Here is a 25,034-nt window from a genome sequence, read left to right as displayed (position 1 = left end):
TTCGATTGTCCCGATTGGTCGTATGCAATCAGTGCTCAAAGCATCTGATTATAGCCGGGAAAGCTACTCCCGCTCCGGGAGGTCCTGCACGCCCCCGGATACCTCCTGCAACACGGCGGCGAGCTTCGCCGGGTTGTGCCGGTCGGTCCAGCGCCCCCGGTTGTCGTCCTCTCGCACGTCACGGTAGATGACTTTGGCGCCGAGTGCTGCTGCGGCTCTATCGATATGACGCCGAGTGGCGGCCACTGGCATCGTTGACAGATCGACGATGACAACGTCAATCTGCAGGCTCGGGCAGTGCTGCCGCACCATGTGGATGTGGTGTTCCAAGGACATGCCTGCGGTCTCCCCCGGTTCCGGGACCAGGTTCAGCACCAGCGCCTTGACGGCCTTTGTCTGGTTCAGCGCGTCCACGATCTCCGGCACGAGTATGTGCGGGATAACGCTCGAGAACCAGGATCCCGGTCCCATGGAAACCAGATCGGCGGTCAGGATCGCCTCCACGGCCTCCTTCGAGGCTGGCGGGTTTTCCGGGTACAGCTTCACGCGGCGCACCTCGCCGAGGGTAGAGGCAACCGCCACCTGGCCGCGGACGGCCACGACCTCGCGCGGATCCTCCTCCAGCCCCAGCACCTCGGCCTCGAGGTCCAGCGGCTCGTTGCTCATGGGGATCACCCGCCCCTCGACGCCCAGCAGGCGCCCGATCTCGTCGAGTGCGTCCATTTCGCTGCCCATCACCTGCGCCACGCCGGTGATCAGGAAGTTGCCGAGCGCGTGTCCCTTCAGCGCCCCGGAGCCTCCGAAGCGATGCTGGAGGACTTCCTCCCACATTCGCCCGCGCTCATTATCCTTGGTCAAAGCCGCCAGCGCCATGCGCAGGTCGCCCGGCGGGAGCGATCCCAGCTCGCGGCGAATGCGGCCCGAAGAGCCGCCGTCGTCGGCAACCGTCACGATGGCGGAAACGTAGTCGGCAATGGTGCGCGCCGAACGCAGTGTGTTGAACAGCCCGTGCCCGCCGCCAAGGCAAGCGATGTTCGCAATGGGCTTGCCGGGTTTCTCGGAAGTATTCATGGTTTGTCTCCGGCCCCTTTCCTAACGTTCCAGGTCCCGGTGGGACAGGTTCACCAGCACGCCGTCGTCGGCCAGGCGGCGGGTCAGCTCTTCGACAATTGCCACGCTGCGGTGGTGGCCACCCGTGCAGCCGATGGCCACGGAGACGAAGAACTTGCCCTCCTTGCGGTATCCCGGCAGCACCGAATGGATGAGCCCGACGATGTGGTCGAGGAACGCTTCCGCGCCCGGCTGAGATAGCACGAAGTCGGAGACGGGGGCGTCAATACCTTTAAAGGGCCGCAGCTCCGGATCCCAATAAGGGTTCGGCAAGAAACGAGCGTCCAGCAACATGTCGATGTCCTTCGGCGGACCGTGTTTGAAGCCGAAGCTTTGCACGTTGATGCGCACGCTCGAGTGGTCGGCGGCGGCGAAGAACTTCTCCAGCTCGCGGCGCAGATCGTGGATGCTGCGGTTGGTAGTGTCCAGCACGATGTCGGCGCGCTCGCGGATGCTGGTCAGCATCTCGCGTTCGCGGTCGATGCCGTCCTGCAATGTGCCCTTCTGCTGCAGCGGGTGGGTGCGGCGGACGGCGTCGAAGCGGGCGATCAGCGCCTCGTCGGTGGCATCCAGGTACAGCACCGTCGGGCGCCGGCCCCCGGTGTGCAGGTCATGCAGCACGCTGGTCAGGTTGCCGGCGAAGTCGCGGGAGCGCACGTCGGTGACGATCGCCAGCTTCTCGATCGGCGAATCCTCAGAGAAACTGAGCTCGACCATGCGCACAATGAGCTCGGGCGGGAGGTTGTCTGCGACGTACCACCCGAGCTCCTCCAGGGCTGCGGCAGTGGCTCGACGCCCCGCCCCAGACATGCCCGTAATAAGGATCAAACTGGGCTCTTGCTGCGTTGATGCGCTCATGTCCCCGATCCTACCCAGCATTCAGCGCATCGTGAATGAGTTGCGCCAACTTGGGGCCAAAGCCCGGCAGCGCGGCAATGTCCTCCACGCTGGCTTCTTTGACCCTCGCCACGGAGCCGAACTCCTTGACCAGCTGCTTGCGGCGCTTCGGTCCCAGCCCTGGAATATCGTCCAGCTTGCTGCGGCGCATGCGGGCGCTGCGCTGCTGGCGGTGGAACGTGATGGCGAAGCGGTGCGCCTCGTCGCGCAGGTTCTGCACCAGGTATAGCGCGGGAGAGTTGCGGGGTACGATGATCGGATACTCCTCCCCCGGCACCCAGATTTCCTCCAGGCGCTTGGCGATGCCCACCAGGGTGACGTCGTTCACGCCTAACTCGTCGAGCATCTCCTGGGCGGCGTTTACCTGCGGCAGGCCGCCGTCCACGATGAAAAGCTGCGGCGGGTAGGCGAACTTGCGCTTCTCGGCTGCTGGGTCCGTGCCTTCCGGGGCGCTGTCTTCCAGCTCCGTCTCACCTTCCAGCAGATCGCCCGCATCGTCGCCCGCGGGCACCGCGGATTTGTCCTGCTGATAGCGCTTGAATCGACGGCGCACGACCTCTGCGATGCTGGCGACGTCGTCGGAGTGCCCGTCACCCGCTGCGTCGCGGATCTTGTACCGGCGATAGTCGGCCTTCTTCGGCAGGCCATCCTCGAAGACCACCAGGCTGGCCACCACGTCGGTGCCCTGGATGTGGGAGATGTCGGTGCACTCGATGCGCAGCGGGGATTCGTCCATCCACAGTGCTTCCTGCAGTTCCTTGAGCGCCGCCGAACGAGCCGTGATGTCGCCCGCACGCTTCAGCTTGTGCTGCGCCAGCGCCTGCGTGGCATTCGTCTCCGCGGTGGTCATCAGCGCCTTCTTGTCGCCGCGCTGAGGCACGCGGATCTGCACATTGGAGCCGCGCAGGCTTGTCAGCCACGCTGCCAGGTCGTCGGCATCTTCCGGCATCGCGTGGACCAGAATTTCGCGGGGCACGGGTGTTACCTGCACGTCACCCACCAGGTCGCCCAGGTCCTGTGCGGCGGCCGGGTTGATGGCGCGGGCAAGGTCCCGGTCCACCTCCGGGCCGGAGGCACCTCCCACCTGGGTCTCCGTCGCCTTCGCCAGCTCCGCGGTCTCGCCGTAGAACTGGGTGATGAAGTCCGCGACCAGTTTCTCCTCGCTCAAGTCCTCGCGCTCGACCACCCAGCCACGCTGGCCGTGGATCCGGCCGCCGCGGACGTGGAAGATCTGCACCGCGGCCTCCAGTTCGTCGGCCACGAAGGCGATCAGGTCGGCGTCCGTGTTGTCGGAGAACACCACCGCCTGCCGCTCCATGGATTTCTGCATGGCCTGTAGCTGGTCGCGCAAGGATGCGGCGCGTTCAAAGTCCAGGTTCTCGCTGGCCTGCTCCATTTCCTTACGCACCCTGCGCAGCACGGGCTCGGTGTTGCCCGCCAGGAAGCTGGAGAACTGATCCACCAGCGCGCGGTGGTCTTCCGGGGTGATCTTGCCCACGCACGGGGCACTACAGCGATCGATGTAGCCCAGGAGGCAGGGTCTTCCCAATGCTTCGTGACGCCTATACACCCCAGCCGAGCACGTTCTGATCGGAAACACGCGCGTCAGCGACTCGAGGGTCTCCCGAATCGCCCACGCCTTGGGGTACGGCCCGAAGTAACGCACGCCCTTGCGCCGGGGCCCGCGGTACATGAATGCGCGCGGGATCTGCTCCTTCACGCTGATCGCCAGCATGGGATAGGTTTTGTCGTCCCGGTACATCACGTTGAACCGGGGGTTGAAGCGCTTGATCCAGGTGTACTCCAGGTTCAGCGCTTCCAGCTCGCTGGAAACCACCGTCCACTGCACGTGGCTAGCGGACTGCACCATCGCCCGGGTGCGCGGGTGCAGCTGGTCGAGATCCTGGAAGTAGTTGGACAGCCGGGCGCGTAGGTTCTTGGCCTTGCCGACGTAAATGACGCGCTCGTGGGCGTCCCGAAAGGTATAAACCCCCGGGTCGGTGGGGATGCTGCCGGGTTCGGGGCGGTAGGAAACGCTAGTCATCGAAAGGCATGTAGCGATCCTCCAGCTGGCGGAAGTCCTCTACACGCTGGGCGATCAGCTGCTTGTCGTAGATGTTCAGCGCCATCATCGGCACGAACTCAAAGTCGGGCAGTTCCAGGCGGGCCCACTTGGCCTCCTGCGGGAAGGACAGCCCGTGGATGATCTCCCACGGGTAGAACTGCCCGTTCACGATGTTGCGCACCTCCACGCCCTCACTGTTCACCTTGACGTGCGGGCGCAGCAGGGATAACGCTACGAAAGAGAAGACCAGGCCGATGCCGATGAACCCCCATTGGTCGGCCTTCGTCACCGTCACGCCGGTATCGCCCACGGCCACGACGATGGCCATGAAGATGTGCACCGTCATGATCAGCACGACCAGAATCCACGCCAGCTTCTTCAAGAAGGGCGAGGATACTTCAAGCTCCCAATTCTCCTTATCGCTCACGGCAATCCACCCTACTCTGTCCGGGGTGGTAGCCCCTAAACGCCACGCTCGATCTGGCGTAGCACCAGCGCGGTGTGGATAGCGGCGACCGCTGCGTCGCGCCCCTTGTCCTCCTTCGCATCGACGCCACCCGCACGGTCCACCGCCTGCTCATGGGTGTCGACGGTCAGCACGCCGTTGCCAACGGGCGTTCCCGAGTCCATGCCCGCCCGCGTCAGGCCGTAGGTGACGGCATCGCAAACCACGCGGAAGTGCTCGGTCTCCCCCTGGATCACGCAGCCGTTCGCCACTACGGCGTCAAAACGCTTGCATGCCGCGGCGACGGCAACCGGCAGCTCCAGTGCCCCGGCGACCCGCCACTCTGAGACCTGCGCCCCGGCCTCCTTGGCGGCGGCGATCGAGTGCTCGTGCATCTGGTCGGTGATGTCGGCGTTCCAGGATGCGCTGATGACGGCCACGGTCATGCCATAGGCAGAACCGGCCTTGAGCTGGACGTCGGCGACTCCGTTATGTGCCACGGTTACCGGGCTCCTTCTTTCTTCTAGTGGGTTCTAGTCCAGGGTATCGAGTTGGTGGCCCATGCGGTCGCGTTTCGTGCGCAGGTACACCACATTGTCCTCGTTGGCGTTGAGCTCCACCGGGATGCGCTTGGTCACGTTCACGCCGTGGCTGGCCAGGTCGTGGATCTTGTCCGGGTTGTTGGAGATCAGCGCGACCGCCTGCACCTGCAGGTCCTTGAGGATCTGCGCGGCGGCGCTGTACTCGCGGGCGTCCACCGGAAGGCCCTGCTCCAGGTTTGCGTCGACGGTATCCAGACCCTCGTCCTGCAGCACGTAGGCGCGCAGCTTCGGCAGCAGGCCGATGCCCCGGCCTTCGTGGCCGCGCAGGTAGATGACCACTCCCCGGCCCTTGGCCTCGATGTAGTCCAGGGCGGCGGAAAGCTGGTCGCCGCAGTCGCAGCGGCGGGAACCGAAGACGTCGCCGGTCAGGCACTCGGAGTGTACGCGCACCGGAACTGGCTCCTCGTTGGCTGCGCTCACATCGCCCTTGACCAGCGCCACGTGTTCCGTGCCGTCGATGATGTTGACGTAGCCGATGGCCCGGAAGTTGCCGTGGACGGTCGGCAGGCGGGTTTCCACGGCGCGCTCGAGAGTCTGGGTGTGGTGGCGGCGCCAGTCCTGAAGCTGCTCGATGCTGATCAGGGCCAGGTCGTGTGCGTCGGCGAAGCGGCGCAGCTCCGGCAGGCGGGCCATGGTCGTGGGATCTTCCTCAGAGACGATCTCGCAGAGCGCGCCGGCCGGCGCCAGGTTCGCCGCGCGGGCCAGATCCACCGCGGCCTCGGTGTGGCCTTGGCGCACGAGCACGCCCCCGCGCTTGGCGCGCAACGGCACCACGTGACCGGGGCGGTTAAAGGTGGCGGCGGTGGACGTAGGGTCGGCCAGCAGGCGCACGGTGCGGGCGCGGTCGGTGGCGCTGATGCCGGTATCCACGCCCTCGGCGGCGTCAACAGTCACGGTGTAGGCGGTGCCGCGGACGTCTTCGTTGCGGGCCACCATCGGCGGCAGCCCCAGGCGGTCGCAGTCGGCGCTATCCATGCCCACGCACACATAGCCAGAGCTGTGGCGCACCATGAAGGCCATCAGCTCCGGGGTGGCCAGCTCCGCGGCGAAGATGAGGTCGCCCTCGTTCTCCCGGTCCTCGTCGTCGACGACCACCACGGCCTTGCCCGCCGCGATGTCAGCGATGGCGCGCTCCACGGAATCCAGTTCGATGTCTTGGGGTTCGCTAGTTTCGCTCGTGCTCATTGATGCCCTCTATGCCTTTTACTGATTATCCTGCGCGCCGTGCTGTGCCAGCCGCTCGACGTACTTTGCCAGCACGTCGCATTCCACATTCACCGTATCGCCCGGGTTCAGATCCCCCAGCATCGTGTCCGCCAGGGTGGTCGGGATCAGGGAAACTTCGAACCACGCCTCGGCCGGGCTAGTCCCGCCTGCTTCGGCCACCTCCGCCACGGTCAGCGACGTGCCGTTGATCGCCACGGAACCCTTCTTGGCCACGTAGCGCGCCAGTTGGGGATCCTCCAGCTGGAAGCGAAACACCTCCCAGTGCTCCGAGGGGCGGCGCTCCCGCAGGGTCGCTGTGCCGTCCACATGGCCCTGTACGATGTGCCCGCCGAAGCGCTGGCCGCTGGCCATGGCGCGTTCCACGTTCACCCGGTCGCCGACGGAAACGTGCCCTAAGGCGCTGTAGTCCAGCGTCACCTGCATCACGTCGGCGGTGAACTCCTCGGGCGCAAGCTCGGCCACGGTCAGGCACACGCCGTTGATGGCGATGGAATCGCCGCGCTTAGCGTCTACCAGCACACCCGGTGCGGTGAAGCGCATCCTTAAAGAATCCCCGGCTTCTTCGATCGCGGCTACCCGCCCGACCTCCTCGATGATCCCGGTGAACATACGCGCTCCTTAAATTTTGTGTATGTGATTACATACACATTATCCCACTGTGGGTTGATCCCAGTATCAGGGGGTGCGCCCGGGCGTGGTCATCGTCCAGCGCAGGTCTTGGCCGAAAACCTGCAGCTCACGCGGGACGAAGCGGCGGATGTCCCCGATCGTTTGGCCGAGGCGGTTCTCGCCATCGCTTAGTGACGCCACCCCCGCCCCCAATACCGCCGGGGCCGCGTAGTACTGAACCTCGTCCACTACGCCGGCTTTCACAAACGCTGCGGCTACTTGAGCTCCGCCTTCCACCAACAGGGTGCGCACCTCGCGCTTCCAGAGTTCCGCCAGTACTTCGTGCACGTCGCGGGTTGGCAGATGCAGGGCGTGCCCGGGCGCGGCGAACACCGCCGCCTCTGCGGGAATGTCGCTAGTCCCCATGATGACCCGCAGCGGCTGTAGCTCCTCGGGGAAGGGCCGCCCGTCAGCATCGCGGGCGGTCAGCCGCGGGTTATCCGCCGCAATGGTTCTGGTGCCCACCAGGATCGCGTCGCGGCGGGTTCTATCCTCGTGCACCGCCACGCGCGCTGGCTCGCCGGTGATCCACTGGCTGGTTCCATCCACTGCGGCCACCCGGCCATCCAGCGTGGAGGCCATTTTCAGGCACACGTGCGGGCGCTGCTGGGCCTCGGAAATCAACCAGGGCTCCACGCTGTACATCTCCGACCACGCGGGCAGCTTTGCTTCATCGCTGGCCGTCGGATGCGGCAAATAGGGGCCGTGAACCTCCACGCCCGCGGCGCGGAGCGTGGCGGCGCCACCCTCAGCAGCTGGATTTGGGTCCGCGAAAAGGAAGTCCACCCGCTGTATGCCGGCACGGATGAGGGCCTCTGCGCACGGGCCAGTGCGGCCAGTGTGGTTGCAGGGCTCCAGGGTGACTATCGCCCGGCCACCCCGCGACTTCTCCCCTGCCTGCTGCAGGGCGCCGACCTCCGCGTGCGCCCCGCCGGGGGCCTGCGTGAACCCGCGGCCCACCACCTGCCCGGAGGAATCCTCGATCACCGCGCCCACCGGCGGGTTCGGGCTGGCTAGCTGGGCCGCTTGCCAGCCGAGACTGTGGGCGTCAGAAAAAAGAGAAAGATCCATAGAGCTACTTGGCGCTGGCGCGGATCTCATCGACCGCCGCGGCGGGGTCCGGCTTGCCAAACACGCTGGAACCGGCGACGAACACGTCCACGCCCGCGGCGGCGGACTCGGCGGCGGTCTCAGCCCCAATGCCACCGTCGATCTCAATGAGGGTATCCAGGCCGTCGGCATCGATCCGGCTGCGCAGCTTGCGGACCTTGTCCAGTACCTCGGGCATGAACTTCTGGCCGCCGAAGCCGGGCTCCACGCTCATGACGAGCACGAGGTCGAAGCGATCCAGGTGGTCCAGCAGCGGCTCCACCGGGGTGTTGGGCTTGATGGAGATGCCCGCCATCGTGCCGTGACCGCGCAGCTTATCGGCCAGAGCGATGGCGGTATCGACGTCCGCGACGGCCTCCAGGTGGAAGGTCACGGACTGGAAGTCGTCGGCGTAGTCCTCCGCCCACTTCTCCGGGTTCGCGATCATGAGGTGCACGTCCAGGTGCTTGTCCGTGTGCGCCAGCAGGGACTTGGCCACGGGCAGGCCGAAGGAGAGGTTCGGGACGAAGTGATTGTCCATCACGTCGATGTGCAACCAGTCGGCGTTCGGCACGCGGGCAACCTCTTGGGCCAGATTGGCGAAGTCGGCGGCGAGGATGGATGGGGCGATCAGCGGGGTGCGGGAATCGGACATGGGTTGGGCTTCCTCACTCTTGGCTAGTACTAGTGCTAATGCTTGTGTTTGTACCGTTGTTGGCGGGGCGCAGGGCGGCGAAAAACATCGCGTCCGTGCCGTGGATGTGCGGCCAGAGCTGCACGAATGGTGCGGTCTGGGCGGTGTTCGTCTCTGCCAGCTCGGGTAGAAGCTCGGTGACGTCCAGGATCTCCGCGCCCGTGCGGGCCGCGACGGAGCGGACGACCTCCGAGGTTTCCTTGGGGTGCGGCGAGCAGGTGGAGTAGATCACCACGCCGCCGGGGGCGGTGGCCGCAAGGCCGCTGACCAGCAGCTCTCGTTGCAGCGTGACCAGCGGGGCGACGTCCTGCGGATCCTTGGTCCAGCGAGCCTCCGGGCGGCGGCGCAGCGCCCCCAGGCCGGAGCAGGGTGCGTCGATAAGCACGCGCGCGAATCCGCCCTCCGGGGCATACAGGCCGATGGATTCCAGCTTCCGGCCGTCGCCGACGTGCACGCGCACGGGCAGGTCGCGAGTCGTCTGCTCAATCAGCTTGGCGCGGTGATCTGCGATCTCAATTGCATCCACGGTGGCCTGCTCCGACATGGCCACTGAGGCGATGAAGGCGGTCTTGCCGCCCGGGCCCGCGCACAAGTCCAGCCAGCGAGCGGGCAGATTGTCGGCGACGGGAACGCGGGTGGTGGCCAAGCCGATCAGCTGGGAGCCTTCGTCCTGCACGCTGGCCATCCCCTCGCGCACAGGGGCGACTTCGCCTGGGGCGCCCTCGTCCAGGTAGACCGCGTAGGGCGAGAACTTGCCCTCCGTGCCGCCGGTGATTAGCGCCAGTTCCTCGCCGCTGATCTGCCCGGGGCGGGCGGCCAGGTGCACGATCGGGCGGGCGTCGTCGGCAGCCAGGGCGCGCTCGAGCTCGGCGCGGCCGGCATCAGTCGCGGGGTCCACGCCCAGCGCTTCCGCGAAGACCTCGGCGATCCACTCGGGGTGCGCGTTACGGAGGGCTAGGTCGGCCAGGCTGTCGCCGGGTGCCACGCGCTCGATCCACGTCTCCGGCTTCTTGCGCGTCAGCGCCCGCAGCACGCCGTTGACGAACCCGGAGGCCTGGCCTGCTCTGAAGGCCTTCACCAACTCCACCGAGGTGTTCACCGCGGCGTGGTTCTCCACCCGCGTGCGCAGGATCTGGTACGCGCCCAGGCGCAGAGCGTCCAGGGCCACGGAATCGATCTTCTCGATCTTGCGCCCGGCGGCGTCCTCGATGATCGCGTCCAGCAACCCCCGCGCCCGCAGCGTGCCATAGGTCAGCTCGGTCGCAAACGCGGCGTCACGCCCCTTGATACCCGACTCCCGCAGCGCCTTGGGCAGTGCGAGGTTGCCGAAAGCACCGTCGACCGTGACATCGCGCAGCACGCCGAAAACCACGTCGCGCACCTTGTCTCCGGATCCCCGCGACCTGCTCTTTCGCTGCCTGTGCTCGGGGCGGCGTTGCTGGTAGCCCGTCGCCTTCTTGCGCTGCCCCTCGCCGCTGCGGGCGGATTCGGAACGAGACCTGAAGCCTCCCATGGCCCTACTCCCCCGTCTCCTGCGCGCTAAACGTCGGGCGGCCTGCCAGCAGCTCTTGCTGGCCGCGCGCCCACGCTGCGGCTTCCATCATTTTCTTGCCCGGAGGCTGGATGCGGGTGATCTCTAGCGGGTCGGTGCCGGTGCCGACAAAAACCTTTTTTGGTGACGCCACCACTTCGCCAGCGCCAAGCCCAGCAAACTCTGCTGTGTCACCGGGCAGCAGCAAGCCGATCTTGTATCGCTGGCCGTCCAGCAAGGTCCACGCACCGGGTGCCGGGGTGTGGGCGCGGGCGACACGCTGGATCACCTCGGCCGGTTGAGACCAGTCAATCTGCGCGTCCGCGGGGTGAATCTTCGGTGCGTGGGTGGCCTGCGAATCTTCCTGCGGGGAAAGCTCGGCCGTGCCTTCGTCCATGGCGACGAGCGTATCGGCCAGCAGTTCCCGGCCGGCATAGGTCAGGCTGGCCAGCAGGTCGTCGGCGGTGTCCTCCAGGCCGATCGTCTGTGTCAGCTGGGCGGCGACAGGCCCGGTGTCCAGGCCTTCCTCGATGCGGAAGATGGAGGCGCCAGTGGTCTCGTCGCCCGCCGCCAGGGCGGCTTGCACGGGCGCGGCACCGCGCCAGCGTGGGAGCAGCGAGTAGTGCAGGTTCACCCAGCCGTGCTCAAAGACGTCGAGGATGTACTTGGGGATCAGGTTTCCGTAGGCTACGACGGCGGCTGCGGTTACCCCCTGCGCTGCGAGGTCGCTCAGAACGGCCCGGGCCTCGTCACCAGATTCGGTTCCGGCCTTAAGACTCGGCCACTTGTAGGTCGGGATGGCGGCCTCCTCGGCGACCTCCGCGACCTTCGATGGACGCAGGCTACGGCCGCGGCCCCGCTTGGCGTCCGGCTGGGTAACCACCGCAACGACCTCGATGCGCTCATCGGCGATGAGGTGCTCGAGGGCCACGGCGGCTGGTTCCGGGGTTCCGGCAAAGACGATCTTCACTGCTTAAACCACTCCGATTCGCGGATCTGCTTCATTGCTTCGCGGCGCTGCTCAGCCGAGAGGTGCTGAATGAACAGAACGCCGTCCAGGTGGTCGGTTTCGTGCTGCACGCACCGGGCCATAAGGTCCGTGACCTCGCGGTCTACCTGCTCGCCGTCGACGGTCACGCCCCGCAGGCGCACGCGCTGGGCGCGGGTGACGTCTCCGTGGACGTCGGGGATGGAAAGGCAGCCCTCGCCGCCGGTCTGGGTTTCGTCGCCCACGGCCTCCCAGGTGGGGTTAATCACGTGGCCGCGGTCGCCGTCGCAATCGAAAACAAAGATGCGGCGGGTGATGCCGATCTGGTTGGCGGCCAGGCCCACTCCCCCGTAGTGATCCATGGTTTCCAGCATGTCCTCGACCAGCCGCCGGGTTCCGGCATCCTGGATCTGTTCTGGCTTGACGGGGTCCGCCACGGTCTTGAGAACCGGGTCCCCGAAGTAGCGCATGTTAAGCACGGTCATGGTTATTAACCCTAACCGATGCGCACGGGATCCATGACAACCCGCAGGGCCTCCGGTTGGGCAGCTCGAGAGCCCCGGTGGATGGTCCGCACCGACTGCGCGCTGCGCAGGGCCTGGCCGAGGGCTATCCGCTGGTCGGCGGGCACGCGCACCAGCAGCCTGCGTGCGGACTTTCTGGCCTGTGGGTCGTGAGGGTCGATCCCCGCGGGCAGTCGCACGCCGGGCGGCAGCTCCACCGGACCCAGCGCCTCCGCGCCTTCGGGCAAGTCCCACGCCGCCTCGAGCGCTTCGATGGCAGCGGTGGTGCCGTCGATCGCGGCCACGCTAAAGGCGGGCGGGAAGGCGGCCTCGGCCCGGTGCGCCAGCTCCCCGCGCGCAGATCCGACGGGATCCCAGCGGATCAGTTGCTGAGCCGTCGGCAGGTTCGCAGCCCCGGCGAAGACCACCTTGCCGCCCTGGCTCCGCGGGGCGACGAGGGCGGCGGCCTCCATCCAGTGCCGGAGCGCGGTCTCCGCGGCGCGGAGATCCTGCCTGCCCAGCAGGATCCACGGATCCACCAGGATCGCGGCGCCATACAGGCCACCCTCCACGGTAGGTTCTGCACCGGGTGTGGCCACGACGATACTTTTGCGCAGCCGGACGTTATCGATCACGTTCTTACCGCCGCTGGCGATGATCGGCACCCCGGGGAATGCCCGCCCCAGCTCCTCCACCGTCCGGTCGTGGCCAATCACGGACAGTCGCACGCTGTGGTTGCCGCAATCGGAACACGTAAACAGCCCGGCGGTCAGCCCGCACCAGCGGCAGCGCGGCGGGGCGGCCTCGGCGCTCGTGGGCAACTCCAAAGGCCCGTTGCAGTGCCGGCAGCGGGCGGGCGTACGGCACTTCGCACACGCCAGCGCGGGCGCGTATCCCCGCCGTGGAACCTGCACCAACGCGGGCACGCCGTTATCCACGCACTCGCGTAGCGCCTCGAAGCCCATGGAGGGAATGCGCGCCCCGGGCGCGTGAAGCTCCCGCTCCGTCGCACTATCGGTCTCCCCCAGGCCGCGGATCCACGGCATGGCATCGTGCAGAACCTCCCGCGTAGGAAGCAGCGGATACACCAACCTGCTATCTACCCACTGCTGTACCTCGGCCGAGCGATGCACCCCGGCGATCAATAACCCCGCCCCGGTGCGCTGCGCGTGCAACGCCAGCGCCTCCCGCGCGTGAATGTACGGGGCGCGAGGATCCACCAGGTTGTCGTCAGCCTCGCCTATTAGAACCATCAGTCGGGGCGCGACAACGGGCAGCAACGCCGCAGAGCGTGTGCCCACCACCACGCGCGCCTGGCCCGCGAGAACTGAGAGGTAGCGGCGGTAGCGCGCATTCGGCCCCACCTGTGCCGTTAGCTCCATCACCTGGGCGGGGTTCATGTGCTCCTTCAGCCCCGCCACCAGTCGATCCACCAGACGTTGGTTGGGAGTCACCACCAGTACGCTCCCCTGCGTATTCCAGGCCACGGCGGCGGTGATGGCCGCGATGAGGGTGGGGATGTCGCGGCCTGGGGGCGTCAATAAACAAGCGCGCGCAGCCTTGCCCTCGACGAGCGCGGACAGGTACGCCGCGCCGTGAGTATAGGGCGCCAAAGCCTCCTCGGCGGCAGCGTAGGAATCGGTGGCGGCCTGCTCGACCGACTGGAGCTTGGCCCCGAGGTCCTCCCAGGCTGCGCCGTCGGCGAACAACCCAGCGTTCTCCGCCGAAGCGTGGCGGGATGGCACGACGGAACGCAAGATGTCCGAACGCACGCCCGCGTAGCGCTCGGCGAGCGTGTTCACGAGCTCCCACAGGGGCTTCGGCAACACTTCGATGGGACTGATCACGCGCTCCAGCTGGCGCAACTCGCCAGGGTGGTCGCTTCGGCGGCGGCGCTCGATGACGAACGCATCGACCAACCGGCCGGAGAAACGAACGCGGACGCGCACACCCGGCTGGGCATGCGCGTCCATGTCTGCAGGCACCGCGTAGTCGAAAAGCCGGTCGAGGTGTGGCACGCCGAGCATCGGCAGTACGCGGGCGACGGGCTGGTCCACTGTGCTTTAAACCTGCTTAAACTACTGAGCCTGCTGGGCCTGCTGAGCGGCGGCGACGGCCTTCTGCAGCGCCTCCACCCGGTCCGTGCGCTCCCACGGCAGGTCCAAGTCGGTGCGGCCGAAGTGGCCATAGGCGCTGGTCTGGGCGTAGATCGGACGCTTCAGATCCAGCTCCTGCAGGATCGCGGCCGGGCGCAGGTCGAACACCTGGCGAACGGCATCCTGGATCGCCTCGACCGGCGCCTTCTCGGTGCCGAAGGTCTCCACGTATAGGCCCACCGGTGTCGCCCGGCCGATGGCGTAGGCCACCTGCACCTCCGCACGGTCGGCCAGGCCGGCGGCGACGATGTTCTTGGCAACCCAGCGCATGGCGTAGGCGCCGGAGCGGTCCACCTTGCTTGGATCCTTGCCGGAGAACGCGCCGCCACCGTGGCGGGCCATACCGCCGTAGGTGTCCACGATGATCTTGCGGCCGGTCAGGCCCGCGTCGCCCATCGGGCCGCCCAACACGAAGGAGCCAGAGGGGTTCACCAGCAGCGTGTAGTCGGTGTCCGCCAGGTTGCCGCTCAAGCCCGCCTCGTCCAGCACGTGCTGGACGACGTGAGTGCGGATCTGCTCGTGCAGCCACTCCTGCTCGATGCCCGCGTCGTGCTGCGTGGAGACCACTACGGTATCCAGGCGCACCGGGGCGCCTTCCGCGTCGTAGGCAAAGGTCACCTGGGTCTTGCCGTCGGGGCGCAGGTGCGGGACAATGCCCTTCTTGCGCACCTCGGTCAAGCGGCGGGACAGGCGGTGTGCCAGCGCGATCGGCAGCGGCATGTACTCCGGGGTTTCGTTGGTGGCGTAGCCAAACATCAGGCCCTGGTCGCCGGCGCCGAGGCGGTCGATCTCGTCCAGCTCCGTCCCGCCTTCCGCGTCGTGCGAGCGGTGCTCGAGGGCGGTATCGACACCCTGGGCGATCTCCTGGGACTGCTCGCCGATGGCCACGCTGACACCACAGGTGGAGCCGTCGAAGCCCATGTCGGAGCTGTTGAAGCCGATCTCCAGCAGGGTCTTGCGCACCAGCGCGGGGATCTCTACGTAGGTGGTGGTGCGAATCTCGCCGACGACGTGCACCAGGCCGGTGGTCACGACGGTCTCAACGGCCACGCGCGCCTCGGGGTCCTTGGCAATCAGCGCATCGAGAATCTTGTCGGAGATCGCGTCGCAGATCTTGTCGGGGTGCCCTTCGGTGACGGACTCGCTACTAAACAGGCGCAAAGACACGTGGATCTTCCTTTTATACGTTTGAATTACTGAAGACTTTTAAGTCAATGGACACATACTAGACCAAGCTGTCTGTATTTGTCACGTAGCTGCCTAGAGAGTCTCGCACACGGCCTTCCAGATAGCGGCAGCGACCCCAGTCTTTGGCCCCTGCGGCACGTCGATGACCTCACCGTCCGGGCGCAGGATCCAGCCCGAGCTATCCGGCTGGCCGAAGACCTTGCCGTCGCCCACTGCGTTGCACATCAGCATGTCGCAGCCCTTTTTCTCGAGCTTCTTGCGGGCGAAGTCGAGCGGGGTGCTGTTTTCGTCGCCGGTTTCTGCCGCGAAGCCCACGATCTTTGTTGTGGACGCCACGTCTCCCCGCCTGCGCGCCTCAACCACGCCCGCGAGGATGTCCGGGTTCTCGGTCAGCTGGATGGTGGACAGGTCGGCCTCCGAGCCTTTCTTCATCTTCGACCCCGCCACCTCTGCGGGACGGTAGTCGGCCACAGCCGCGGCCATGACCACGACGTCGGCGGTTGGCGCGTGCTCCATGACGGCCTGCTGCATCTCGCGGGCGGTCTTCACCCGCACCACCTCAGCGCCGATGGGAGTGGGCAGATTCTCGGTGACACCGGCCACCAGGGTGACCTCGGCGCCGCGCTGGGCGGCAACCTCCGCTAGCGCGTAGCCCTGGCGGCCGGAAGAGGCGTTGCCGAGGTAGCGAACGGGATCCAGGGGCTCGTGCGTACCACCGGCACTGATGACGACCTTCTTGCCCTCCAGGTCGCGGGTGAAGGCCTCGCGGTCTGCTAGGACGGTGAGCGCCAGCTCGCCAATCTGCTCCGGTTCCGGCAGGCGCCCCGCACCGGTATCCGTACCCGTCAACCGCCCGTGGGCGGGGTCCAGCACCGTTAGGCCGTGACGGCGCAGCGTGGCGACGTTGTCCACGGTCGCCGGGTTCAGCCACATCTCGGTGTGCATCGCGGGTGCCAGCACCACGGGGCACGTGGCGACCAGGCAGCTGGCGGTCAGCAGGTCATCAGCGCGACCATGGGCGATCCGCGCCATCAGGTCCGCGGTGGCCGGAGCCACGACGATCAGGTCAGCCTCCTGCCCCAGGCGGACGTGTTGCACCTTGTCCACGGCGTCAAAAACATCGGTGGCCACCGGCTGGCCCGAGAGAGCCTCGAAGGTGGCGGCACCCACGAAGTTCAGTGCAGAGCGGGTGGGAATCACCCGCACCTGGTGGCCGCGCTCGGTGAAGTAGCGGACCAGATGAGCGGCCTTATACGCAGCAATGCCGCCCCCTACGCCGATGACGACGCGGAGCGGCTTGGTGTTCAATTCAGCTGATGCAACGTTCACAACGAATCAGCCTAGCTGGTTTAACCCTCGGTGTGTTCCAACAGATCCCGGTTAATCTCGCGCAGGGCGATGGACAGCGGCTTCTCGTGAACATCCGGGGTCACCAGAGGTCCGACGAACTCGAAGACGCCCTCGTCGACCGTCTGGAAGTAGTCGTTGATCTGACGTGCGCGCTTAGCGGCGAAGATGACCAAGGCGTACTTGGAGGAGACCTTCGTCAGCAGCTCGTCGATCGGTGGATTGGTGATGCCTACAGGAGGATCGAACACGCTATCGTTCGCATTCACGTCCTGGTTTTCCACGGTATTCACCTTTTCTTTGGTGGGTTGTTTGATTATTTATTTAGTTCTTCAAAGCGCGGGACTGGAGTGTGCGTCACTGGAGCTTATGGGCTGTATTGTTCCCTCTGCGGCCAGCTAGCGAAGGATCTCGCTGATGGCTGCCACAGCCTGATCCACGTCGTCGTTCACAACCACGTGATCAAACTCGGACTGCGAGGCCATCTCGACCTTCGCGGTCTGCAGGCGGCGCTCTATGACGTCCTGCGTCTCGGTTCCGCGACCGGTCAGACGGTCAACCAGTACCTCCCACGACGGCGGAGCCAGGAAGACGGTCTGCACCTGGGGCAGCATCTTCTTGACGTTGCGCGCGCCCTCGAGGTCTACCTCGACGAGTACCGGACGGGATTCAGCCAGCGCCTTTTCGATGGGTTCGCGCGGCGTGCCGGAAAGCTGTAGGCCTCCGTGGATCTCCGCCCATTCGAGCATCTTGTCTGCCGCAATGTTCTGTTCGAACTGTTCGCGGGTGACGTAGATGTAGTCCTCGCCATCGACTTCGCCAGGTCGCGGGCCGCGGGTCGTCATGGACACACTGAAAAACAGGTCCGGAACGTCGGTGCGCAGGCGCCGCACAACAGTGGACTTACCCACCGCAGAAGGGCCCGCCAGTACGACGATCCGTCCGCTATTCAGGTCCTGGCTCAAGACTATTCCTCGAAACCGAAGTGCTCCAGCAGCGCACGGCGCTGACGGTCACCCAGGCCGCGGATGCGACGGGTCTCGGCGATCTCAAGCTGCTCCATGATCTCCTTGGCCTTCACCTTGCCAACCTTCGGCAGGGAAACCAGCAGGGCGGAAACCTTCATCTTGCCCAGGGTCTCGTCGGTCTCGGCGTCCTTCAGGACCTGCTTCAGGTCGGTGCCGCCACGCTTCAGCTTCTCGCGCAGTTCTGCGCGTGCCTTGCGTGCCTCGGCTGCCTTCTTCAGCGCTGCTGCGCGCTGCTCATCGGTCAACTGGGGAAGTGCCACGGGTGCCTCCGTTAAATTTTTCTCGTCTTAAAGGATGGAAAGTTTTTCTGGTCTATAACCAGCATGCTGTAGAGCCCAAACGGTATTCCAAGCAACGCTGGATATTAAATCCTCTCGGTGGAAAATGCCAAGCTGACACACCGAGATTCATTTTTCGGACTCATGTTCTCGACTACTGTACACGCTTCACCCGAACCGCCTATATGTGCAGGCGGGGCGCTACGCGAGCAGCTTTCAAACAATGTGTATCAGTGTAACACCTGAATCCATGACGAGTAGCAAAAGCCCCTGCTAATGGCCGATTATGGCCATCAGAACAACGGGACCGAAAGCCACAGCTCTAGAGCCGTAGCGTTGCCGCCTGCTCGGCCACGGCGTTGCGCAGATCCGCAACCTCAGGCCCTGCGCGCAGTACGCCGCGGGAAACGTTGGGCGATACTAGTGACGCCGTCTGGTCTCCCCCAGCGATACGTCGCACATCGTCCATGGTGCCTCCCTGGGCGCCGACTCCCGGCATCAGAACCATGCCGCCCACCTCGTCCAAGCGCGGTGGCTCCGCCAGAGTCGCGCCTACGACTACGCCGAGGTTGCCAGCCCCAGGATGCTGGGAGTTTTCCGCGGCCACGCGGTCCACAATGTACTGGGCCAAGTTAGTGTCTGTGCCGTCAAAGCAGGAGCGTTGCAGACCCCGCGCCTCCGGGTTAGATGTGGCGGCCAGGACGATCACTCCCCTGCCGTGCTGCTCACCCAAGTCGATAACGGGGCGCAGGGAGTCGAAGCCCAACCACGGGGATACGGTCACAGCGTCGCTGCACAGCGGGGAATCCGGATCCAACCACGCCCGTGCGTACCCGGCCATGGTCGAGCCAATGTCGCCCCGTTTGGCGTCGGCAATAGCCAACACCCCGGCCTTCCGCAGCTCCGCGATCGATCGCTCCAGCACGGCCAAACCGGCCGAGCCGAACTGCTCGTAGAAGGCCACCTGGGGCTTGACCGCACAGGCGACGTCCGCGAAGGCCTCCACGCAGGTCTTGCTGAAGGCCTCCAGTCCGGCCACGTCGGCCTTTAAGCCCCAGTCTTCCAGGATGCCCACGTGCGGATCCATGCCCACACAGAGCTGCCCGTGGTCCTGGGAACGCTCCAGGAAGCGCTCGCCGAAGGTTGGGCGGCCTACCGAGCTCGCACTCGTGGTCACGAGTGATCGACCTCCTGAATGGCACGCACGGTCGGCTCGGCGCCCTGCAGGGCCTCGATACCCTGGACGGCTGCCACGGCTCCCTGGACGGTGGTCACGCACGGCACGCCCATGTTCACCGCAGCAGAGCGGATGTCGTAACCATCGTGACGCGCCCCGGCGGAGCCCGCCGGCGTGTTCAGGATCAGGTCGACGTCGCCGTCCTTGATCCAGTCGCCCACGGTGCGCAGTGGCTCGCCGTTAGCATCGACCAGCGGGGTGTTCTCCGCGGCGGCGCGGCGCTCGTCGGAGATCTTGGCCACGACCTCGCACTCCACGCCGTTGCGGCGCAGCATGGCGGCGGTGCCCTGGGTGGCCAGGATCTTGAAGCCCAGCGAGTACAGGCGCTGGATTGGCAGGAGCACCGTGCGCTTGTCGCGGTTGGCCACCGAGACGAAGACGGTGCCCTCGGTCGGCAGGTCGCCGGTGGCTTCCTGGGACTTTGCGAAGGCGGTGCCGAAGTCGTCGTCCAGGCCCATGACCTCACCGGTGGACTTCATCTCCGGGCTCAGCAAGGAGTCCAGCACGTGGCCCTCCGGGCTGCGGAAGCGGTTGAAGGGCATCACGGCTTCCTTCACGGCGATGGGGTGGCCCTGCGGCAGGGAGCCGCCGTCGCGGTCGTGCGGCAGGATGCCCTCCTCGATCAGGTCCGGGATGCTGGTGCCCAGCATGATGCGCGCGGCCGCCTTGGACAGCTGCACGCCCGTGGCCTTTGAGACGAAGGGCACGGTGCGGGAGGCGCGCGGGTTGGCCTCGATGACGTAGAGGATGTCGTCCTTCAGCGCGAACTGAACATTCATCAGACCCTTCACGCCGATGCCGTGAGCCAGCTTGGCGGTGGCCTTGCGCACCTTGTCGATGTCCTCCGCGCCCAGGGTCATCGGCGGGATCGCACAGGCGGAGTCGCCGGAGTGGATGCCGGCCTCCTCGATGTGCTCCATCACGCCGGCCAGGTACACGTGCTCGCCGTCGCACAGGGCGTCCACGTCGATCTCGATGGCAGAGTCCAGGAAGCGGTCCACCAGAACCGGGTGGTCGTTGGTGATCTCAGTGGCGCGCTGGATGTAGTTGGACAGGCTCTCGTCGTCGTAGACGATCTCCATGCCGCGTCCGCCCAGCACGTAGGACGGGCGAACCAGCACCGGGAAGCCGATGCGGGCGGCCACGTCGTGTGCCTCCTCCACGCTAGTGGCGGTGCCGAACTCCGGGGCCGGCAGGGCAGCCTGCTCCAGCACCTTGCCAAACTCGCCACGATCCTCGGCCAGGTTGATGGCCTCCGGGGAGGTGCCAACGACCGGCACGCCAGCGTCTGCCAGACGCTGCGCCAGGCCCAGCGGGGTCTGGCCACCCAGCTGCACGATCACGCCTGCGATCTCGCCGGACTCGGCCTCTGCGTGGTAGACCTCCATGACGTCCTCGAAGGTCAGTGGCTCGAAGTACAGGCGGTCGGCGGTGTCGTAGTCCGTGGAGACGGTCTCCGGGTTGCAGTTGACCATGACGGTCTCATAGCCCACGCGAGACAGCTCCAGGGCGGCGTGCACGCAGGAGTAGTCGAACTCGATGCCCTGGCCAATGCGGTTCGGGCCGGAGCCCAGGATCAGCACCTTCTGCTTGTCCGGCTGCGGGGCAACCTCGGATTCGGCGGCCGGATCCAGCTCGTAGGAGCTGTAGTGGTACGGGGTCTTCGCCTCGAACTCAGCGGCGCAGGTGTCCACGGTCTTGAATACCGGGCGGATGCCCTGGGCCCAGCGCAGTGCGCGCACGCCGTCCTCGCCCGCCAGCTCCGGGCGCAGCGCTGCAATCTGCTTATCCGACAGACCCATGTACTTCGCTTCGCGGAGAAGGTCGACGTCCAAGACTGGGGCGTCGATAAGACGACTGCGGAACTCCACCAGACCGGCGAGCTCATGCAGGAACCAGGGGTCAATGCCGGAGGCCGCGTAGACCACCTCGACGGTGGCGCCGAGGCGCAGGGCCAGCTCCACGTCGTACATGCGGCCCTCGGTCGGGCGCTTCAGGTCCTCCAGCACGGCCTGCTTGTCGGTGGCGCGTTCGCCGGCGAACTCCTCGTCCGGAACAGTCCAGAAGCCGGCCTGCTTGGTTTCCAGGGAACGCATGACCTTGTTCAGGCCCGTGATGTAGTTGCGGCCGACGGCCATGGCCTCGCCGACGGACTTCATGGTGGTGGTCAGCGTGTCGTCGGCGCCGGGGAATTTCTCGAAGGCGAAGCGCGGGGCCTTGACGATCACGTAGTCCAGGGTCGGCTCGAAGGCGGCCGGGGTGACCTCGGTGATGTCGTTGCGGACCTCGTCCAGGGTGTAGCCGATGGCCAACTTGGCGGCCAGCTTCGCGATCGGAAAGCCGGTGGCCTTGGAGGCCAGGGCGGAGGAACGGGACACGCGCGGGTTCATCTCGATGGTGATGATGCGCCCGTCCTTCGGATTCACGGCGAACTGGATGTTACAGCCGCCGGTATCCACGCCGACCTCGCGCAGGATGGCGATGCCCTGGTCGCGCATCACCTGGTACTCGCGGTCGGTCAGGGTCATGCTCGGGGCGACGGTCATGGAGTCACCGGTGTGCACGCCCAGCGCATCCACGTTCTCGATGGAGCAGACGATCACGACATTGTCCTTGCCGTCGCGCATCAGCTCTAGCTCGAACTCTTTCCAGCCGAGGATGGACTCCTCGATCAGAACGTTGGCCTCCGGGGAGGCAGCCAGGCCGCCGCCGGCGATGCGCTCCAGGTCCTTTTCGTTGAAGGCCAGGCCGGAGCCCAGGCCACCCATTGTGAACGACGGGCGAACGACGACTGGCAGACCCAGCTCGGCGACGGTCTCGTGGACCTCGTCCATGTTGTGGCACACGCGGGAGCGGGCGGAATCGCCGCCGATCTTCGCCACGATGTCCTTGAACTTCTGGCGGTCCTCGCCGCGCTCGATGGCGTCGATGTCCGCACCGATCAGCTCCACGCCGTACTTGTCGAGGATGCCCAGGCGATCCAGCTGGATCGCAGCGTTCAGTGCGGTCTGGCCGCCCAGAGTGGCCAGGACTGCGTCGACCTTGTGGCCGGCGGCCTGCTGCTCCTGGAAGATTTTCTCGATGTACTTCGGGGCGATCGGCTCGATGTAGGTGTTATCGGCGAACTCCGGGTCGGTCATGATGGTCGCTGGGTTCGAGTTGATCAGCGTAACGCGCAGGCCCTCTTCCTTGAGCACGCGGCAGGCCTGGGTGCCGGAGTAGTCGAACTCGCAGGCCTGGCCGATGACGATCGGGCCGGAGCCGATGACGAGTACGTGGTTGATGTCTTCGCGACGTGGCATTGGTTTTCCCTTTAATTCGGTGTTACTAGCTGTTGCTGGCTGTTGCTTAACTTGGCTCTGTTGCGTTAGCTGTTCTTCTCGAGGTTCGCGAAGAACTTATCGAAAAGTGGGTTTGCGTCGTGCGGGCCGGCTGCAGATTCTGGGTGGTATTGGACGGAGAATGCGCTGCCGTCCAGCAGTGCCACGCCCTCGACGACGTCGTCGTTCAGGCAAGTGTGCGTCACCTGCGCCTCGCCGAACGGGGTGTCGAACTTCTCCAGCGCCTTGCCCTTCAGGGCGAAGCCGTGGTTCTGCGCGGTGATGTCGATCCGGCCGGTCTGGTGATCTAGCACCGGCACGTTGGTACCACGGTGGCCGAACTTCAGCTTGTAGGTCTCCATGCCCAGAGCGCGGCCGAGCAGCTGGTTGCCGAAGCAGATGCCGAAGAAAGGAATCTTGGCCGCCAGGATCTTCTTCAGCTCCTCCACCGTCGCGTCGGCCGTCGCTGGGTCGCCCGGGCCGTTGGAGATGAACACGCCCGTGGCGTTGTACTCGGCCATCAGCTTCTGCACCTCTTCGAAGCTGGTGTTGGAGGGCACGACCACGCTGCGTACGCCGCGCTTGGAGAACTCCCGCGGGGTGTTCGTCTTAATGCCCATGTCGTAGGCAATGACGGTGTACTTGGTCTCCCCCTCCGGTTCCACCACGTACAGCTCGTCGGTGCTGACGTCCGCCGACAGGTCCGCACCCGCCATGGACGGCTGAGCCTGCACCTGGCTGAGCATGTCCTCGTCGGAGGTGAGGGCGTCACCGCTAAAGATTCCCGCGGCGACGGAGCCCTTGTCGCGCAGGTGGCGCACGATGGCGCGGGTGTCGACGTTCTGGATGCCGATAATGCCCTGGGTCTCCATCTCGTCAGTCAGGCTGCGGTCGGCGCGCCAGTTGCTCACGGAGCGGGACAGGTCGCGGATAACCAGGCCGGCGACCCAGATCTTGTCGCCGCGGGACTCGGAATCCTCGTCGTTCCAGCCCGTGTTGCCGATCTGCGGGGCGGTCGCCACCACGATCTGACGGTGGTAGGAGGGGTCGGTCATGGTCTCCTGGTAGCCGGTCATTGCGGTGGTGAATACTGCCTCGCCCAGGGTGCGGCCCGTCGCGCCGAATGCGCGGCCGCGGAAGATCTTCCCGTCGGCGAGAACCAGTGCTGCTGGCGTGTAGCTCATTGTGCTTGTTTCCTTTAACTCTTAGCTGTTGTGTTTGGTTCTTTTGTATTGACGCCCACTCGTGGGTACTTAGTTCACTGCTGAGCCGTTCTTGCAGGTCACCTTGCCTCGCAACAGCGTGGTGGTCACCTTGACCGGCATTTCCATTCCCTCGTACGGGGTGTTGTTGGCCTTGGAGGCCATGTCCTTGCCGTGCGCCGTCCACTTCTGGTTCATGTCCACCGCGCACAGGTTCGCCGGCTCCCCTACCGCGATCGGGCGGCCGTGGCCGGGCAGCTTGGTGATCTCCGCCGGGCGCTCGGACATCACCTTGGCGACGAAGCGCCAGTCCTCGTCGCCGTCGATGACGAAGATCTTGGCGATCAGCGCCAGCGAGGTCTCGATGCCCAGCATGCCGGGACGAGCCTGGTCGAACTCGCAGCACTTGTCCTCGGAGCCGTGCGGGGCGTGATCGGTGGCCACGCAGTCGACAGTGCCGTCGATCAGGGCGGCGCGTAGGGCCTCCACGTCGCGCTGCTCGCGCAGTGGCGGGTTCACGCGATTCACGCCGTCGTAGGTCTCCAGCCGCGCGTCGGTGAGCAGTAGGTGGTGCGGGGTGACTTCCGCGGAGAGCGGAATGTCCTGGGCCTTGGCCCAGCGCAGCAGTTCCACGGTGCCTTCCGTGGAGGCGTGGCAGATATGCAGGCGGCCGCCATAGTCGCGGGCCATGATGGCATCGCGGGCGACGATGGATTCCTCGGCCACGCGCGGCCAGCCACCCAGGCCCAGGCGGGCGGCGGTCTCGCCCTCGTGGGCCACGGCGCCCTCAGTCAGGCGGGGCTCCTCGCAGTGCTGGGCCAGTAGCACGTCCATACCCTTGGAGTATTCGATGGCGCGGCGCATAAGGCGGGGGTCGTCGACACACTTGCCGTCGTCGGAGAACATGCGCACCTTCGCGTCGGAATCGGCCATCATGCCGAGTTCCGTGAGCTCCTTGCCCTCCAGCCCCTTGGAGATCGAGCCGATCGGGTGCACGTCGCACAGGTTCGTGTTCTGGCCCTTGAACCACACCATCTCCGCGATGGCGGGGTTGTCCGTGACCGGTGCCGTGTTCGCCATGGTGAACACGGCCGTGAAGCCGCCCTGGGCGGCGGCCGCGGAGCCGGTGGCAATGGTCTCGGTATCCTCGCGACCCGGCTCGCGCAGGTGAACGTGCATGTCTACCAGGCCAGGAAGCAGCACCTGGCCGTCCAGGTCCAGCACCTCCACGCCCAGCGGTGCAGAGCTAGCCAGGTCCGCGCCGATCTCGGCGATCACGCCGTCCTGGATCAGCACGTCCTGCTTCTCCCCCTCGCCGTAGAGCAAAACGCCACGCAGCAGCACTGCGTTCTCGGCGCCGGTGGGGTGGCCCGCCAGCTCGCCGGTGGCCGGGTACTCGGAGGTCATCGTCAAAGCTCCTTCATCGAAAGTCTTCTTATCCGTCTGTGCCATGTGCGC

Annotated in this window: 22 protein-coding genes; all 22 read right to left on the bottom strand. The window is 65.9% G+C overall.

What is annotated here, in order from left to right:
* Positions 1–63 precede the first annotated feature (63 nt).
* On the bottom strand, positions 64–1,071 hold the full coding sequence (gene yvcK / locus QKE30_RS01205; RefSeq protein ID WP_239198488.1) for a uridine diphosphate-N-acetylglucosamine-binding protein YvcK: 1,008 nt from the start codon (positions 1,069–1,071) through the stop codon (positions 64–66).
* A gap of 21 nt (positions 1,072–1,092) precedes the next feature.
* Complete coding sequence (gene rapZ, locus QKE30_RS01200; protein ID WP_239198491.1) at positions 1,093–1,968, bottom strand: RNase adapter RapZ; 876 nt, start codon at positions 1,966–1,968, stop codon at positions 1,093–1,095.
* A gap of 10 nt (positions 1,969–1,978) precedes the next feature.
* Positions 1,979–4,051 carry an excinuclease ABC subunit UvrC gene (uvrC, locus tag QKE30_RS01195; protein ID WP_347933884.1) on the bottom strand — a complete coding sequence of 691 codons (2,073 nt, stop codon included), beginning with the start codon at positions 4,049–4,051 and terminating at the stop codon, positions 1,979–1,981.
* Positions 4,044–4,499 (bottom strand): PH domain-containing protein, encoded by a 456-nt coding sequence (locus tag QKE30_RS01190; RefSeq protein ID WP_347933883.1) that lies wholly within the window; start codon positions 4,497–4,499, stop codon positions 4,044–4,046. Before QKE30_RS01190 ends, uvrC begins: the two co-directional genes overlap by 8 nt.
* 35 nt (positions 4,500–4,534) lie before the next feature.
* A complete protein-coding gene (gene ribH, locus QKE30_RS01185; protein WP_239198650.1) occupies positions 4,535–4,963 on the bottom strand; it encodes a 6,7-dimethyl-8-ribityllumazine synthase in 429 nt (142 codons plus the stop codon).
* An 87-nt stretch (positions 4,964–5,050) separates the two neighbouring features.
* Entirely contained in the window at positions 5,051–6,304 is a 1,254-nt protein-coding gene (locus QKE30_RS01180; protein WP_347933882.1) for a bifunctional 3,4-dihydroxy-2-butanone-4-phosphate synthase/GTP cyclohydrolase II, read from the bottom strand.
* A gap of 18 nt (positions 6,305–6,322) precedes the next feature.
* Entirely contained in the window at positions 6,323–6,955 is a 633-nt protein-coding gene (locus tag QKE30_RS01175; protein WP_347933881.1) for a riboflavin synthase, read from the bottom strand.
* A gap of 66 nt (positions 6,956–7,021) precedes the next feature.
* Entirely contained in the window at positions 7,022–8,086 is a 1,065-nt protein-coding gene (gene ribD, locus QKE30_RS01170; RefSeq protein ID WP_347933880.1) for a bifunctional diaminohydroxyphosphoribosylaminopyrimidine deaminase/5-amino-6-(5-phosphoribosylamino)uracil reductase RibD, read from the bottom strand.
* A gap of 4 nt (positions 8,087–8,090) precedes the next feature.
* Positions 8,091–8,759, bottom strand: a complete 669-nt coding sequence (rpe, locus tag QKE30_RS01165) for a ribulose-phosphate 3-epimerase (RefSeq protein WP_347933879.1) — start codon at positions 8,757–8,759, stop codon at positions 8,091–8,093.
* Between the two features lie 13 nt (positions 8,760–8,772).
* A complete protein-coding gene (locus tag QKE30_RS01160; RefSeq protein ID WP_347933878.1) occupies positions 8,773–10,311 on the bottom strand; it encodes a transcription antitermination factor NusB in 1,539 nt (512 codons plus the stop codon).
* A gap of 4 nt (positions 10,312–10,315) precedes the next feature.
* Positions 10,316–11,299: a methionyl-tRNA formyltransferase gene (gene fmt, locus QKE30_RS01155; RefSeq protein ID WP_347933877.1), complete on the bottom strand. Its 984-nt coding sequence runs from the start codon at positions 11,297–11,299 to the stop codon at positions 10,316–10,318.
* On the bottom strand, positions 11,296–11,802 hold the full coding sequence (def, locus tag QKE30_RS01150; RefSeq protein WP_347933876.1) for a peptide deformylase: 507 nt from the start codon (positions 11,800–11,802) through the stop codon (positions 11,296–11,298). The genes fmt and def overlap by 4 nt, the downstream gene beginning before the upstream one ends.
* 11 nt (positions 11,803–11,813) lie before the next feature.
* On the bottom strand, positions 11,814–13,877 hold the full coding sequence (locus QKE30_RS01145) for a primosomal protein N' (protein WP_347933875.1): 2,064 nt from the start codon (positions 13,875–13,877) through the stop codon (positions 11,814–11,816).
* Between the two features lie 21 nt (positions 13,878–13,898).
* Positions 13,899–15,143 (bottom strand): methionine adenosyltransferase, encoded by a 1,245-nt coding sequence (gene metK, locus QKE30_RS01140; protein ID WP_347933874.1) that lies wholly within the window; start codon positions 15,141–15,143, stop codon positions 13,899–13,901.
* Between the two features lie 93 nt (positions 15,144–15,236).
* Complete coding sequence (coaBC, locus tag QKE30_RS01135) at positions 15,237–16,493, bottom strand: bifunctional phosphopantothenoylcysteine decarboxylase/phosphopantothenate--cysteine ligase CoaBC (RefSeq protein WP_347933873.1); 1,257 nt, start codon at positions 16,491–16,493, stop codon at positions 15,237–15,239.
* 20 nt (positions 16,494–16,513) lie between these two features.
* Positions 16,514–16,795: a DNA-directed RNA polymerase subunit omega gene (rpoZ, locus tag QKE30_RS01130; RefSeq protein WP_034988049.1), complete on the bottom strand. Its 282-nt coding sequence runs from the start codon at positions 16,793–16,795 to the stop codon at positions 16,514–16,516.
* 114 nt (positions 16,796–16,909) lie between these two features.
* On the bottom strand, positions 16,910–17,476 hold the full coding sequence (gene gmk, locus QKE30_RS01125) for a guanylate kinase (protein WP_239198521.1): 567 nt from the start codon (positions 17,474–17,476) through the stop codon (positions 16,910–16,912).
* A gap of 2 nt (positions 17,477–17,478) precedes the next feature.
* Entirely contained in the window at positions 17,479–17,799 is a 321-nt protein-coding gene (gene mihF / locus QKE30_RS01120; RefSeq protein WP_005294871.1) for an integration host factor, actinobacterial type, read from the bottom strand.
* A gap of 340 nt (positions 17,800–18,139) precedes the next feature.
* Positions 18,140–18,994 (bottom strand): orotidine-5'-phosphate decarboxylase, encoded by an 855-nt coding sequence (gene pyrF, locus QKE30_RS01115; protein WP_347933872.1) that lies wholly within the window; start codon positions 18,992–18,994, stop codon positions 18,140–18,142.
* Entirely contained in the window at positions 18,991–22,356 is a 3,366-nt protein-coding gene (gene carB, locus QKE30_RS01110; RefSeq protein ID WP_347933871.1) for a carbamoyl-phosphate synthase large subunit, read from the bottom strand. Before carB ends, pyrF begins: the two co-directional genes overlap by 4 nt.
* Positions 22,357–22,421: 65 nt before the next feature.
* Positions 22,422–23,558 (bottom strand): glutamine-hydrolyzing carbamoyl-phosphate synthase small subunit, encoded by a 1,137-nt coding sequence (gene carA / locus QKE30_RS01105; RefSeq protein ID WP_239198527.1) that lies wholly within the window; start codon positions 23,556–23,558, stop codon positions 22,422–22,424.
* Positions 23,559–23,627: 69 nt separating this feature from the next.
* Entirely contained in the window at positions 23,628–24,989 is a 1,362-nt protein-coding gene (locus QKE30_RS01100) for a dihydroorotase (protein WP_347933918.1), read from the bottom strand.
* Between the last annotated feature and the right edge of the window lie 45 nt (positions 24,990–25,034).

The organism is Corynebacterium sp. c24Ua_83, from assembly GCF_039907245.1.
Classification (GTDB): Bacteria; Actinomycetota; Actinomycetes; order Mycobacteriales; family Mycobacteriaceae; genus Corynebacterium.
Note: the sequence above shows the minus strand (reverse complement) of the source record. Positions and strands in the feature narration are given on the sequence as shown.